Origin of the sequence: Microbacterium ginsengiterrae, assembly GCF_014205075.1 — a bacterium.
GTDB lineage: Bacteria > Actinomycetota > Actinomycetes > Actinomycetales > Microbacteriaceae > Microbacterium > Microbacterium ginsengiterrae.
The window spans coordinates 22,264-35,920 of sequence record NZ_JACHMU010000001.1; the positions used below are offsets into that span (position 1 = coordinate 22,264).

Sequence of the window (13,657 nt, forward strand, 5' to 3'; positions counted from 1 at the left end):
GTTCTGTCCTCAGTCGATCGTGACGTAGTCGGGGCCGGAGTAGTGGCCGGTCGTGAGCTTCTGCCGCTGCAGCAGGACGTCGTTGAGCAGGCTCGACGCACCGAAGCGGAACAGGTGCGGCTGCAGCCATTCCTCCCCCGCGGTCTCGGCGACGGTGACGACGTACTTGATGGCGTCCTTCGAGGTGCGGATGCCGCCGGCGGGCTTCACGCCGATCTTCTCGCCGGTGGCGCGATACCAGTCGCGAACCGTCTCGAGCATCAGCAGTGTCGTCGGCAGAGTGGCCGCGGGCTGGACCTTGCCGGTGGAGGTCTTGATGAAGTCGCCACCGGCGAGGATGCCGAGCCAGGAGGCGCGCTTGATGTTGTCGTAGGTGTTCAGCTCACCGGTCTCGAGGATGACCTTCAGCGAGGCGTACGTGCCGTCCTCACGGCGGCACGCTTCCTTCACTGCGGCGATCTGGTCGAACACGAGTCCGTAGCGTCCGGACAGGAACGCCCCTCGGTCGATGACCATGTCGATCTCGTCCGCGCCGGCGGCAACGGCTTCGGCCGTGTCGGCGAGCTTGATGGCGAGAGAGGAGCGACCACTGGGGAAGGCCGTCGCCACAGCGGCGACGGAGATCCTGCCGTCGTCGGGGTCGCCGTGCATCGCGCCGAGCGCTTCGACGGCATCCCCGACCATGTCGCCGTACACGCAGACAGCGGCGACCAGCGGCGTGGACGGGTCGGCCGCGTCCGGCGTCTTGGCCTTGGCGACGAGCGAACGCACCTTGCCGGGAGTGTCGGCGCCCTCGAGGGTCGTGAGGTCGATCAGCGAGATGATCTTGTCGATCGCCCATGCCTTGGACGTGGTCTTGATCGACCGGGTGCCGAGGCCGGCGGCCCGCTGCTCGAGGCCGGTCGCATCGACTCCGGGGAGGCCGTGCAGGAACCGTCGAAGCGTCGCGTCGTCCGGCTCACCGCCCAGCACGTCAACCGCGCTGCGGCGGGCCAGTTCTGTGGTCGTCATCGTTCCTCCAACAATGCTCGGGCTGTGGTCTCATCGGTCACCAGGACGCTGCACAGGCCGTTGCTGACGACTGTACGCGCGATGTCGTGCTTCGCACTTCCGGCGGTGACGAAGATCGTCTGGGCGGCGGAGCGGAGCCGATCGAGGCTCACTCCGACGGTGCGGGCGTCGAGTTGCGGATCGACGACGTTGCCGTCCGCATCGATGTAACGGCCGAGGACATCGCCCACCGCACCGCGTCGTGCGAGTTCCTCGATGTCGACAGGCTTGAGATACCCGTTCTCGACGTGTGCGGAGGACGCGTCGGCTGGTCCGGCCGAGAAGAGGTAGGTCTGCGCGTCGGCGGCCTGCTCGAGGATCGCGGCGACGGTGCGGTCGCTCTCGATGGCCTGCTTCGTCTCCACGCGCTCGAGGATCGCCGGGCTCGGGAGGAGCGTCGCCTGCCCGCCGGCGCGCTGGGCGATCGTCATGGCGAGGCTCGCCGCGCCGCCCGACCGCCGGTTGAGGCTCACGCCGCCGTTGAGCTGCACGACGCTCACACCGTTCGCCCACCCCTCGGGAAGGGCATCGGCGACCGCGGAGAGCGTGCGCCCCCAGCTGACGGCGAGCGTGCGCGGCACCGGGCGCATGGCGGCGAGATGATCGGCCGCCGCCTGTGCGACGCGCTCGAGCACGGTGGTCTCATCATCCGGTGTCGGGACGACCACGGCGTCAGCGAGACGGAACCGCTCGACGACGTCGCGCTCGAGGCCGAGACGCCGGGCGCGGGGATGCACGATCTCGATCCGGACGATGCCCTTGACCCTGGCCTGGGTCAGCAGGCGCCCGACCTTCCAACGCGAGATCTTGAGGAGGGCGCCGATCTCGTCCTGAGTCTTGTTCTCGTCGTAGTAGAGCTCGGCCACTCGCACGATGAGCAGGTCTTCGTTCACGGCATCCTCCTTCCGTGTTCAGCCTAAGCACTCGCAAGCGTTTGCGCACGTTGCTGCGCATACGAGCAACATCTCCTAGGCGCGCTGCACATCCGTTGTCCGGCGCTGCGCCAGGCACGCAGAAGGGCGGTGGCCCGAAGACCACCGCCCCTGCTCTGTGCCGGATACTAGGCGCGCTTGCGCGTCGTCAGCACCTGGTCGACGATGCCGTACTCGAGCGCCTCGGCGGCCGAGAGGATGTTGTCGCGATCGATGTCCCGGTTGACCTGCTCGACCGGCTTCCCGGTGTGCTTGGCCATGGTCTCCTCGAGCCACGTGCGCATGCGCAGGATCTCGGCGGCCTGGATCTCGATGTCGGATGCCTGCCCGTGACCGGCCTCCCCCATCGCCGGCTGGTGCATGAGCACGCGGGCGTTCGGGAGGGCGAGGCGCTTGCCGGGGGCACCGGCGGCGAGCAGCACGGAGGCTGCGGATGCCGCCTGCCCGAGCACGACGGTCTGGATCTGCGGAGCGACGTACTGCATCGTGTCGTAGATCGCCGTCATGGCGGTGAACGAGCCACCGGGCGAGTTGATGTACATCGTGATGTCGCGCTCGGCGTCCTGGCTCTCGAGAACCAGCAGCTGCGCCATCACGTCGTCGGCCGATGCGTCATCGACCTGCACGCCGAGGAAGATCACGCGGTCCTCGAACAGCTTGTTGTAGGGGTCCTGACGCTTGAAGCCGTAGGCCGTGCGCTCTTCGAACTGCGGGAGCACGTAGCGGCTGGAGGGCAGGTTGCCTGCGGATTGGAAGGTGGGGGTGTACATGGTTGTCCTCTCGAATCCGTTACTCAGCCACGTCCGTGCCGCCGCCGCCGATGACATCGGTGGCCGACTCGCGGATGTGGTCGACGAAGCCGTACTCGAGCGCCTCTTCCGCGGTGAACCAGCGGTCGCGGTCGCCGTCCTCGTTGATCTGCTCGACGGACTTGCCGGTCTGCGCAGCCGTGATCTCGGCGAGGCGGTTCTTCATCGAGACGATGAGCTGAGCCTGCGTCTGGATGTCGCTGGAGGTGCCGCCGAAGCCGCCGTGCGGCTGGTGCAGCAGCACACGGGCGTTCGGGGTGATGTACCGCTTGCCCTTGGTGCCGGCGGTCAGCAGCAGCTGACCCATGGATGCCGCCATGCCGATGCCGACGGTGACGATGTCGTTGGGCACGAACTGCATCGTGTCGTAGATCGCCATACCCGCGGTGATCGATCCACCGGGCGAGTTGACGTAGAGGTAGATGTCCTTCTCCGAGTCCTCTGCGGCGAGAAGAAGAATCTTCGCGCAGATCTCGTTCGCATTCTCGTCACGCACCTCTGAACCCAGCCAGATGATGCGGTCTCTGAGCAGCCTGTCGAAGACGCTCGTCGCGACAAGGGGTTCTGCAGCCATTTCAAGCTCCTGTTTCCGTGTTCGGTGATTCGAATCTACCGGCGACAACGCAGCGCTCAGGTCGTGTTCGCCGTCGGCATATCAGGTGTCGCCGCCTAAAGCACGGGCGTAGGCCGTCACGGACCGGTGGTACCGACTCAGATGCGGAGCCAGCGTCTCCAGCGCGACGGATGTCGCGGCCGCCGTGTCACCGGACGATGCGAGGGCGAGTGCGTAGAACGCGGCGACCTCGTCATGCAGGATGATCCCGGGCCGGTCATGCTCCTCACGCAGCATCCGGAGGCTCTCCTCGATCTCGCCGAGGTTGCGGAGAGTGCTGGCGAGCTGGATGGTCGCCCGCACGCGACGCTCCTCGTCGAGTCCGCCGTCCAGGGCCTGTCGGTACAGAGCCTTGGCAGCGAGCTCGGCACCGGCGCTGTCCCTCGCTCCCGCGCGTTCGAAGAGGGCGACAGGGTCATCGGCGGCGCGCTCGAGGGCGAGTGCGTCGATGGCTCGTATGCGCTCATCGTCGGAGATCGTGTCGTCACCCCAGACGGCGTCGATTCGTTCTTGCCACCGATCCATGGAACCCTCCTCCGGAATGCGAGAGGGCGGATGCCGAAGCATCCGCCCTCTCGTCAGGATCGCCGTGCGATCACTCGGCCTTCTCGGCCGCCTTCTTCGCGGCTGCGCGGGTCGCCGGCTTCTTGGCGGCGGGCTCGTCAGCCTCATCCTTCTTCGCCGCAGCCTTCTTGGCGGGAGCCTTCTTCGCCGCGGGCTTCTCGTCAGCGGCGTCGTCCGACTTCTTGGCGGGGGTCTTCTTCGCGGCGGGCTTCTTGGCAGCAGCCTTCTTCGCGGGCTTCTCCTCTGCCTCGGCGGCGTCGCCGTCCTCGGCAGCCTCGTCCTCGTCCACGGCGACCAGGCTCGACAGGTCGACGGCCTTACCGTTCGAGTCGACGACGTTCACCTTGCCGAGAGCGATCGCGAGCGCCTTGTTACGGGCGACCTCGCCGACGAGCGCGGGGAGCTGGTTCGAGGACTGCAGCGCCTCGACGAACTCCTGCGGCGCCATCCCGTACTGCGCAGCGGACTGGATCAGGTACTGCGTGAGCTCTTCCTGCGAGACCTGCACGTCGGACTGCTCGGCGATCGTGTCGAGGAGCACCTGGGTGCGGAACTGCTTCTCGCTGGCCTCGGTGACCTCGGCGCGGTGCTCGTCGTCCTCGAGGCGGTTCTCGGACTCGAGGTGGTTGTGCACCTCATCCTCGATGAGCTGCGGCGGGACGGGGATCTCGATCTTCTCGAGGAGCGTCTCGATGAGCTGGTCGCGAGCGGCCGAGCCCTGAGCGAAGACGCCCTGCTCGTTCACGCGCTCCGACAGGCTGTCACGCAGTTCGGCGATGGTGTCGAACTCGCTGGCGATCTGCGCGAACTCGTCGTCCGCCTCGGGAAGCTCGCGCTCCTTGACCGACTTGATGGTGACGGAGACCTCGGCCTCTTCACCGGCGTGGTCGCCGCCGACCAGCTTGGAACGGAACGTGGTGTCCTCGCCTGCGGTGAGCGACTCGACGGCGTCGTCGATGCCCTCAAGCAGTTCGCCGGAGCCGACCTCGTAGGAGACGCCCTCGGCGCGGTCGATCTCGGTGCCGTCGATGGCGGCGACGAGGTCGAGCTCCACGAAGTCACCCTTGGCCGCAGGGCGATCGACGGGGATCAGCGTTCCGAAGCGGGCACGCAGCTTGTCGACCTCAGCCTCGAGGGCGGCCTCGTCAGCCTCGACGGCGTCCACCGTGAGGGTGATGTCAGAGAGCTCGGGAACCTCGATCTCGGGGCGCACGTCGACCTCGACCTCGACGATCAGGTCGCCGGAGAAGTCCTTCTCGTTCGGCCACTGCGTGATGTCAGCGGACGGACGGCCGACGACGCGGAGCTTCTGCTCGGTCGCCGCCTCACGGAAGAACTTGTCGAGACCCTCGTTGACGGCGTGCTCGATGACGGCGCCGCGTCCGATGCGCTGGTCGATGATCGGGGCAGGAACCTTGCCCTTGCGGAATCCGGGGATCTGGACGTCCTGCGCGATGTGCTCGTACGCGTGAGCAATGCTGGGCTTGAGGTCGTCCGGAGTGACCGTGATGGTGAGCTTGGCCCGCGTCGGGGTCAGCTTCTCAACGGTGCTGTTCGCCATGCTTGTCTGTTCTCCTTTGGATTTCCGCGCGAACCGCGCGGCCTGAGGTCGAGGGGCCGTGGTCGGGGCGACAGGATTTGAACCTGCGACTTCCCGCTCCCAAAGCGGGCGCTCTACCAAGCTGAGCTACGCCCCGGTTGTACCCGCGCGGGGAAACGGCCTTCACGAGTCTAACGGACAGGAGCATGCACAACGTCCGCTATGCTTTTACAGTCGGTACGGAACATCGCGTTCCGCTCCGGGGATGTAGCTCAATGGTAGAGCCTCAGTCTTCCAAACTGATGGTGCGGGTTCGATTCCCGTCATCCCCTCCACTTCCCCTTTTCAGAGGAGATGGCATGACGATGTCAGCTTTCTCTGAGCAAGGCGGCCACCTCCTTCCCCCGGTCCTCAGTGGGTCGGACTCCCCCGCCCCGCGGAATCCGCCGCGCAGGCGACGCATCGGTCTCGTCGTCGGCATCCTCAGTGTCGCCGTGGTCGGTGCGGTGTGCGCGGGCGTCCAGTGGAACGCCAACCTCGGATACGACGACGCGCTCGTCGCGTTCGACGAAGCGGTGGCCGACGCCGCCACGAGCCAGGTGGCTCTCGAACAGGGACTGTCCCTCCTACCGGAGGTGATGGATCCCGCAGCACTCGTGCAGGACGCGGACACCGGAAACCTCATGGATGCCGGAGCGCGGGAAGCCCTCGACGCCGCTGTCGCAGAGCTCAGCTACGCGGAGACGGATGCCACGGCACTCACCAGCTCGCTGCTCCTCCACGCCGGCGAGAAGCCGGACTGGGCGTGGGAACTGTTCAGCCAGACATCACGATTGAACGAGGACCGGATCACCGTCGAGGAGCGACGCGACGATCTCGATTCCGCGAGCGCCGCACTCGCGTCGGCAACGGATGCCGTCAGCGAGGCCGGCTTGGCCGCGGTGCAGGTCGCCGCGGACGCCGCAGAGGGGTTCGAGGACGCACATGTGTCGGCTCGTAACCGCGACATCCTGTCGCTGCGCGCCGCGGCCGAGTGGCTCGACGGCGCAGAGGTCCTGGATTCCAACACGGCCGACGCGTACCGCGACCTGGAGGCGGCCGCCGTCGCCATGCTCGCATCGGAACAGGCGGAGCTCGCCGAGAAGGAGGGACCGCTGTATCAGGCGCGCCTCGAGATCGAGGCGTTCGCCCGTGGCCTCGCCCCCGATGTGCTTCTCGATTTCGACTGGTCGCCGATCGTCATCGGCTACGGCCAGGGCGAGAGCATGGCCGGCCTGGCGTCATGGTGGTACGGCGATCCCGGGTACGCGAACATCGAGCTGACGAACTCCGTGGCCGAGTTCTGGCCCAGCGACCGCAGCCGCGCGCTCGTCGCGCATGAGGTCGGCCACGCGATCAGCATCAAGTGCGTCGGGATGTACGACGACACCGACACGAACACGATCGAGGCGTGGGCGACGGCGTGGGCCATCAGCATGGGTTACACGGACGACGCGAACGGGACATCCGCATACGGACCGCCCCCTCAGGAACTGATCGACACCGCTGCAGGCTGTCGCTGAGCCGCCAGGCAGACGACGAGACCGCCGCACCCCGGAGGGTACGGCGGTCTCATCCGGATGATTCAGGCCTGGCCGCGACGTTCGCGCAGCTGCGTGAGCGCCTCGTCGAGAAGCTGCTCCGCCTCGTCCTCGGTGCGACGCTCCTTCACGTAGGCGAGGTGCGTCTTGTACGGCTCGTTCTTGGCGAGCTCCGGCGGGTTGTTCTTGTCACGCCCGGCCGGCAGACCCGACTGGGGGTGATCGATCGTCTCCGGGATCTCCTCGTCGGGAAGACCGGCGGCGAAGTACCGGACCGTCTCGTTGCCGAGCCCGTCCCAGTAGGACACCGCGATGCGGTCGGCGTGGTACCCGTGGTCCTGCTCGCCCATCGGGCCGGAGCCGACGCGCGTTCCGCGGATGGCGTTTCCTCCAGTGGCCATATCAGATCACCTCGAGCTTCGTGATGAGACCGAGCGCCACGATGGAGAGGAACCACACGAGCGCCAGGACGACAGTGAATCGGTTGAGGTTTCGCTCCGCGAGACCGGACGAGCCGACAGCCGAGGTCATGCCACCACCGAACATGTCGGACAGACCGCCTCCGCGGCCCTTGTGGAGAAGGATGAGGAGTGTCAGCAGGACGCTGGTGATACCCAGCAGGACCTGCAGAACGAACTCAAGAATTGCCACGAGGGAAAGCCTTTCGATTGGGCGTTCGGATGCCCGCAAACGTCAAGTATACGCAGGTGCGGGGCCGCAGCCCCGTCACCCGCTCAGACGCCGACGTGCTTCTCGAAACGGATGATCGCGGCGAAATCGTCGACGATGAGGCTCGCCCCACCGACGAGTGCGCCGTCCACATCGGGCTCGCGCATGAAGCTGGCGATGTTCGCCGCCTTCACCGATCCGCCGTAAAGGATCCGGGTCCGTGCCGCGGCATCCTCGTCGAGGGTGCGCGCGACGACGCCACGCAGCGCGGCGCACACGTCCTGCGCCTGCTGGGGAGTCGCGGCCTGGCCGGAACCGATCGCCCAGACGGGCTCGTACGCCACGACGATGTCCGCAGATGCCGGAACGCCCTTGAGCGCGGCCTCGAGCTGACCGGCCGGAACGGCGCTCGCGCCGAACTTCTCCAGGTCCTCAGCGGTCTCGCCGACGCAGATCACCGGCACGAGGCCGTGCTTGAGCGCAGCCTGCACCTTGGCGGCGACCACGTCGTCGGACTCGGCGTGGTACTCACGGCGCTCCGAGTGACCGATGATGACGTACTTCGCGTCGAGCTTCGACAGGAACGCGCCGGACACCTCACCGGTGTACGCACCGGAGTCATGCGCAGACAGGTCCTGCGCGCCGAGGGCGAACGGGATCTTGTCCGCGTCGATGAGCGTCTGCACGCTGCGGATATCGGTGAACGGAGGGAACACCGCCACCTCGACCGACCCGTCCTCGTGCTTGGCATCCTTGAGCGCCCAGTGCAGCTTCTGCACGAACGCGACCGCCTGCAGGTGGTCCAGGTTCATCTTCCAGTTGCCCGCGATCAGCGGGGTTCGGGTTGTCACGCCCATCCGAGCACCTCCAGGCCGGGTAGTTTCTTGCCCTCGAGGAACTCGAGGCTGGCGCCTCCGCCCGTCGAGATGTGACCGAACTGGTCGTCGGTGAATCCGAGCTGACGCACCGCGGCAGCGGAGTCACCACCGCCGACGACGCCGAGGCCGTCGACCTCGGTGAGCGCCTGTGCGACGGCCTTGGTCCCGCCGGCGAACGCCGGGAACTCGAACACGCCCATCGGGCCGTTCCAGAACACCGTCTTCGACCCACGGATGGCCTCGGCGAAGCGCTCGGCCGTCTCCGGACCGATGTCGAGTCCGATGCCGGAGCTGCCGAACGAGGACTCCTCGATCGCATCCGCCGCGACGGTCTCGTGCGCGGCATCCGCCGAGAACGACTCGGCCACGATGACATCGGTCGGCACGACGATCTCGACGCCGCGCTCGGCGGCATCCGCGAGGTACCCGCGAACGGTGACGAGCTGGTCCTTCTCCAGAAGACTGGATGCCACGGCGTGGCCCTGCGCGGCGAGGAACGTGAACAGCATCCCCCCGCCGATGAGGAGCCGGTTGACGCGCGGAAGCAGGTGCGAGATCACGCCGAGCTTGTCGCTCACCTTCGAACCGCCGAGGACGACGGTGTACGGGCTCTCCGGCTTCTCCGTGAGCCGGTCGAGAACGTCGAGTTCCGCGGCGATCAGCAGACCGGCAGCGGACGGCAGGACGCTGGCGAGGTCGTACACGCTGGCCTGCTTGCGGTGGACGACGCCGAAGCCGTCGGACACCAGCGCGTCGCCGAGTTCTGCGAGCTGCGCGGCGAACGCCTCGCGCTCCCCGTCATCCTTGGAGGTCTCCCCCGCGTTGAAACGCAGGTTCTCGAGCACGGCGATCTCGCCCTTCTCGAGGCTCGCGACGGTGTCGCGCGCCGACTCACCGACGGTGTCCGTCGCGAACGCGACCGGCTGCTCCAGCAGCTCGGACAGCCGCTTCGCGACCGGCTCGAGGCTGTACTGGGGGTCCGGAGCGCCGTCGGGGCGTCCGAGGTGGGAGCACACGACGACGCGGGCTCCCGCTTCGATGAGCGTCTTCAAGGTCGGCAACGAGGCGCGTACACGGCCATCGTCCGTTATGACCGCGTCCTTCAGGGGGACGTTCAGGTCACAACGGACGATGACGCGCTTGCCCTCGAGCGACCCCAGTGATTCCAGGGTGCGCAGGGTCATGATGTGCTCAGAGACGCTCTGCGACGTACTCGGTCAGGTCGACGAGACGGTTGGAGTAGCCCCACTCGTTGTCGTACCAGCTGGAGACCTTGACGAGGTTGCCGCTGACGTTGGTCAGCGTCGAGTCGAAGATCGACGAGTGCGCGTTGTGCTGGATGTCGCTCGACACGATCGGGTCGGCGTTGTACTGCAGGTAGCCGGCGAGGGAGCCCTCTTCAGCGGCCTTGCGGTACGCGGCGTTGATCTCGTCGACCGTGAGGTCGTCGCGGTCGGTGACGAGCGTCAGGTCGACGATCGAGCCCGTGGGGACGGGCACGCGGTAGGACGAACCGCTCAGCTTGCCGTCGAGCTCGGGGAGGACGAGGCCGATCGCCTTCGCCGCACCCGTGGATGCCGGGACGATGTTGATCGCCGCGCCGCGCGCACGGTGCAGATCGGCGTGCGGGCCGTCCTGCAGGTTCTGGTCGGCGGTGTAGGCGTGCGCGGTCATCATGAAGCCGCGCTCGATGCCGAATGCGTCGTTGAAGACCTTGGCGAGAGGAGCCAGGGCGTTCGTGGTGCAGGACGCGTTCGAGATGATGTGGTGGTTGGCCGGGTCGTAGGACTCCTCGTTCACGCCGAGGACGAACGTGCCGTCCGCGCCGGAGGCGGGAGCGGAGATGAGGACCTTCTTGGCACCGGAGTCGATGTGCTTCTTGGCCAGCTCCGCCTTGGTGAAGAACCCGGTCGACTCGATGACGATGTCGACGCCCAGCTCGCCCCACGGAAGGTTGGCGGGGTCGCGCTCCGCGAAGGCCTTGATCTGCTTGCCGTTGACGGTGATGCTCTCATCGTCGTAGCTGATCTCGGCGTCGAGGACGCCGCCGACCGAGTCGTACTTGAGCAGATGCGCGAGGCTCTTGTTGTCGGTGAGGTCGTTCACCGCGACGATCTCGAGGTCCGCACCCTGCGCGAGAGCCGCGCGGAAAAAGTTGCGTCCGATACGGCCGAAGCCGTTGATGCCGATCTTGACAGACACTAAGGTCTCTCCCTGTTTCTCGTGCGCTCTCGCGCGTTTCAATAGAGAATTCGTGGACGACGGCGTCCCGACGGGCTTGATGTCCGTCGGGACGCCCGTCTTGTTTACGACAGTACCAGCAGGCCGTTCGTCTGCTTACGGGCGACGTCGAGGCGCTGCGCGACGTTCTCCCAGTTGGCGATGTTCCAGGCCGCCTTGACGTAGTCGGCCTTCACGTTGAGGTAGTCGAGGTAGAAGGCGTGCTCCCACATGTCGAGCTGGAACAGCGGAATCGTGCCCTGAGCGGTGTTCGCCTGCTGGTCGAACAGCTGCTGGATGATCAGGCGCTGGCCGATCGAGTCCCAGCTGAGGACCGCCCATCCGGATCCCTGGATGCCCGTGGCCGCAGCAGTGAAGTGCGCCTGGAACTTCTCGAACGATCCGAAGTACTCGTCGATCGCAGCCTTGAGCTCGCCCTCGGGCTGTCCGCCGCCGTTCGGCGAGAGGTTGGTCCAGAAGATCGAGTGGTTCACGTGCCCGCCGAGGTTGAAGGCGAGGTCCTTCTCGAGCTTGTTGACGTTGGCGAGGTTGCCGCTCTCACGTGCCTCCGCGAGCCCCTCGAGGGCCGCGTTCGCGCCGGCGACGTAGGTCGCGTGGTGCTTGTCGTGGTGCAGCTCCATGATCTTGCCGCTGATGTGCGGTTCCAGCGCCGCGAAGTCGTACGGGAGGTCGGGGAGCGTGTATGTGGCCATGTCGCTTTCATCCAATCCGCGCCGCGACGCGGCGCTTGTCGCTTCGTCCGCGCCACCCGAATGCGACGCGGAGCAGACGAACTTCATCCTACTGACGACAACGCACGCGGGGCCAGGATGCTTCCGCGGATGACCGATGAGATCGGATGTCGATGAGATCAGACGTCGAGGCCGGCGGGAACCGCGGATTCGGTGCCCGGAATGCCCTCCTGCTGCGCGCGCTTGTCCGCCATCGCCAGCAGTCGTCGGATGCGGCCGGCGACGGCATCCTTCGTCAGCGGCGGATCGGCGTGGTGACCGAGCTCGTCGAGGCTCGCATCGCGGTGCGAGAGCCGCAGCTCTCCCGCGAGACGCAGATGATCGGGGACGGTGTCGCCGAGGATCTCGAGCGCGCGCTCGACACGGGCGCATGCGGCGACCGCCGCCTGCGCGGAGCGACGGAGGTTGGCGTCGTCGAAGTTCACCAGGCGGTTCACTCCCGCGCGCACCTCGCGGCGCTGGCGCATCTCCTCCCAGGCCGCGGCCGTCTTCTGAGCGCCCATCTGGGCGAGCAGGGAGCGGATCGCTTCGCCTTCGCGGACCACGACACGCGGCATCCCGCGCACTTCGCGCGCCTTCGCGGCGACGCCGAGACGGTGCGCGGCACCCACGAGAGCCATCGCCGCCTCGGACGACGGGCAGGAGACCTCGAGCATGGCGGAACGACCCGGCTCGGAGAGAGAGCCTGCGGCGAGGAACGCGCCACGCCACAGACCCGCGATCTCCTCGCGGGAACCGGTGGTCAGGCGGTTGGGAAGGCCGCGCACCGGGCGCCGGCGCTGGTCGAGGAGACCGGTCTGGCGGGCGAGGGTCTCCCCCGCGCCGATGACGCGCACGGCGTAGCGCGCTCCCTCGTGCGAGCTCGCCGACTGCACCTGAGCGATCTCAGGCCGGACACCGTAGATCTCGGCCAGATCGCGAGCCACGCGACGTGCGAGCAGATCTGCGTCCACCTCTGCCTCGACGGCGACACGACCGGCGATGGAGTGCAGACCGCCGGCGAACCGGAGGATCGCGGTCACCTCAGCGACGCGCACCGTGGGGGGTGCATTGCGGATGCTGACGAGCTCAGCCTTGACATCGGTGGTAAGTGCCACGGGACTCCTTGAAAAGCTTGGCGCGTCGGATCGCGACGCAAAGAATCAGTTTACCGCCCGCGACCTGCGGCCCTCACTCGCGTCCGAGGTCCCGATGCCGCACACTCACCGCGACGCCGGGGACTGCGGAGAGACGCTTCGCGAGCTCTTCCGCCATCGCGACGGAGCGGTGCTTGCCGCCCGTGCAGCCGATCGCCACCGTCGAATGCCCCTTGTTCTCCCGCTGGTACCCCTCGAGTACGGGTGTGAGCGCGGCGGCGTACGCGTCGAGGAACTCCGACGCGCCCTCCTGTCCGAGGACGTAGTCGCGCACCTGCGAATCCTGACCGGTGAGGCCGCGGAGTTCGTCGTTCCAGAACGGGTTCGGGAGGAACCGCATGTCGGCGACGAGATCCACGTCGGTGGGGAGCCCGTACTTGAAGCCGAAGCTGAGAATGGTCAGCCGGTGTCTGGCCGCGCCTTCCTCGGAGAAGGTCTCTGAGACCTGGGTCGCCAGCTGGTGGATGTTCAGCGAGGACGTGTCGATGACGATGTCGGCCGATTCGCGCACGAGAGTGAGTCGGGACCGTTCGAGGCGGATGCCGTCGAGCAGTGTGCCGTCCTCCTGCAGCGGATGCGGACGTCGCACCGCCTCGAATCGGCGGACGAGGACGTCGTCCGAGGCATCGAGGAACACGACGCGCACGCTGCCCCGCGACCGGAGTGCGCGGGCGACCTCCGGGAAGTCGTTGAACAGGTTGCGTCCGCGCACGTCGACGACCGCGGCGACTTTGGGCAGCGCACCCCCGCCGAGTCCGGTGAGGTCGAGCAGGGGCGGCAGCATCTGCGGCGGGAGGTTGTCGACGACGTACCATCCCAGATCTTCCAGGGCGTTCGCCACCGTGGATCTTCCCGCACCGGACATCCCGGTGACGATGAGGAACTCATTCCTCTCCTCGGCGGTCATCCGTACT

The 13,657-nt window shown here is 67.1% G+C and carries 15 protein-coding genes and 2 tRNA genes; 2 read left to right on the forward strand and 15 right to left on the reverse strand.

Going from position 1 to position 13,657, the window contains the following annotated elements; all coding sequences use genetic code 11:
• Positions 1-9: 9 nt before the first annotated feature.
• From deoC to HD600_RS00140, 7 genes are all read right to left on the reverse strand, one after another.
• Entirely contained in the window at positions 10-1,011 is a 1,002-nt protein-coding gene (gene deoC / locus HD600_RS00110) for a deoxyribose-phosphate aldolase (RefSeq protein WP_184280717.1), read from the reverse strand.
• Positions 1,008-1,943, reverse strand: a complete 936-nt coding sequence (locus tag HD600_RS00115; protein ID WP_184280719.1) for a sugar-binding domain-containing protein — start codon at positions 1,941-1,943, stop codon at positions 1,008-1,010. Before HD600_RS00115 ends, deoC begins: the two co-directional genes overlap by 4 nt.
• A gap of 167 nt (positions 1,944-2,110) precedes the next feature.
• Entirely contained in the window at positions 2,111-2,752 is a 642-nt protein-coding gene (locus tag HD600_RS00120; RefSeq protein WP_144796568.1) for an ATP-dependent Clp protease proteolytic subunit, read from the reverse strand.
• 19 nt (positions 2,753-2,771) lie between these two features.
• Positions 2,772-3,413, reverse strand: coding sequence for an ATP-dependent Clp protease proteolytic subunit (locus tag HD600_RS00125; RefSeq protein ID WP_277816232.1), 642 nt, complete (start codon positions 3,411-3,413; stop codon positions 2,772-2,774).
• 33 nt (positions 3,414-3,446) lie between these two features.
• A complete protein-coding gene (locus HD600_RS00130) occupies positions 3,447-3,929 on the reverse strand; it encodes a tetratricopeptide repeat protein (protein WP_184280721.1) in 483 nt (160 codons plus the stop codon).
• A gap of 70 nt (positions 3,930-3,999) precedes the next feature.
• Entirely contained in the window at positions 4,000-5,529 is a 1,530-nt protein-coding gene (gene tig, locus HD600_RS00135) for a trigger factor (RefSeq protein ID WP_184280723.1), read from the reverse strand.
• 59 nt (positions 5,530-5,588) lie between these two features.
• A tRNA-Pro gene (locus tag HD600_RS00140) sits at positions 5,589-5,665 on the reverse strand.
• A gap of 104 nt (positions 5,666-5,769) precedes the next feature.
• On the opposite strand from HD600_RS00140, the gene HD600_RS00145 reads away from it, so the two are divergent.
• Positions 5,770-5,843, forward strand: a tRNA-Gly gene (locus HD600_RS00145).
• Positions 5,844-5,867: 24 nt separating this feature from the next.
• Complete coding sequence (locus HD600_RS00150) at positions 5,868-7,070, forward strand: hypothetical protein (RefSeq protein WP_144796620.1); 1,203 nt, start codon at positions 5,868-5,870, stop codon at positions 7,068-7,070.
• Between the two features lie 62 nt (positions 7,071-7,132).
• On the opposite strand, the gene HD600_RS00155 is transcribed toward HD600_RS00150, so the two are convergent.
• The 8 genes from HD600_RS00155 to rapZ form a co-directional block, all read right to left on the reverse strand.
• Positions 7,133-7,489: an RNA polymerase-binding protein RbpA gene (locus HD600_RS00155; protein WP_144796622.1), complete on the reverse strand. Its 357-nt coding sequence runs from the start codon at positions 7,487-7,489 to the stop codon at positions 7,133-7,135.
• A 1-nt stretch (position 7,490) separates the two neighbouring features.
• Positions 7,491-7,739, reverse strand: a complete 249-nt coding sequence (secG, locus tag HD600_RS00160) for a preprotein translocase subunit SecG (RefSeq protein ID WP_144796624.1) — start codon at positions 7,737-7,739, stop codon at positions 7,491-7,493.
• A gap of 83 nt (positions 7,740-7,822) precedes the next feature.
• Positions 7,823-8,614: a triose-phosphate isomerase gene (gene tpiA, locus HD600_RS00165; RefSeq protein ID WP_144796626.1), complete on the reverse strand. Its 792-nt coding sequence runs from the start codon at positions 8,612-8,614 to the stop codon at positions 7,823-7,825.
• Positions 8,605-9,819, reverse strand: a complete 1,215-nt coding sequence (locus HD600_RS00170) for a phosphoglycerate kinase (protein WP_184280725.1) — start codon at positions 9,817-9,819, stop codon at positions 8,605-8,607. The genes tpiA and HD600_RS00170 overlap by 10 nt, the downstream gene beginning before the upstream one ends.
• Before the next feature lie 7 nt (positions 9,820-9,826).
• Entirely contained in the window at positions 9,827-10,837 is a 1,011-nt protein-coding gene (gene gap / locus HD600_RS00175; protein ID WP_144796630.1) for a type I glyceraldehyde-3-phosphate dehydrogenase, read from the reverse strand.
• 104 nt (positions 10,838-10,941) lie between these two features.
• Entirely contained in the window at positions 10,942-11,568 is a 627-nt protein-coding gene (locus HD600_RS00180) for a superoxide dismutase (protein ID WP_144796632.1), read from the reverse strand.
• Positions 11,569-11,726: 158 nt separating this feature from the next.
• Positions 11,727-12,704, reverse strand: coding sequence for a DNA-binding protein WhiA (gene whiA / locus HD600_RS00185; protein WP_144796634.1), 978 nt, complete (start codon positions 12,702-12,704; stop codon positions 11,727-11,729).
• 73 nt (positions 12,705-12,777) lie between these two features.
• Entirely contained in the window at positions 12,778-13,650 is an 873-nt protein-coding gene (gene rapZ / locus HD600_RS00190) for an RNase adapter RapZ (protein ID WP_144796636.1), read from the reverse strand.
• Positions 13,651-13,657 lie beyond the last annotated feature (7 nt).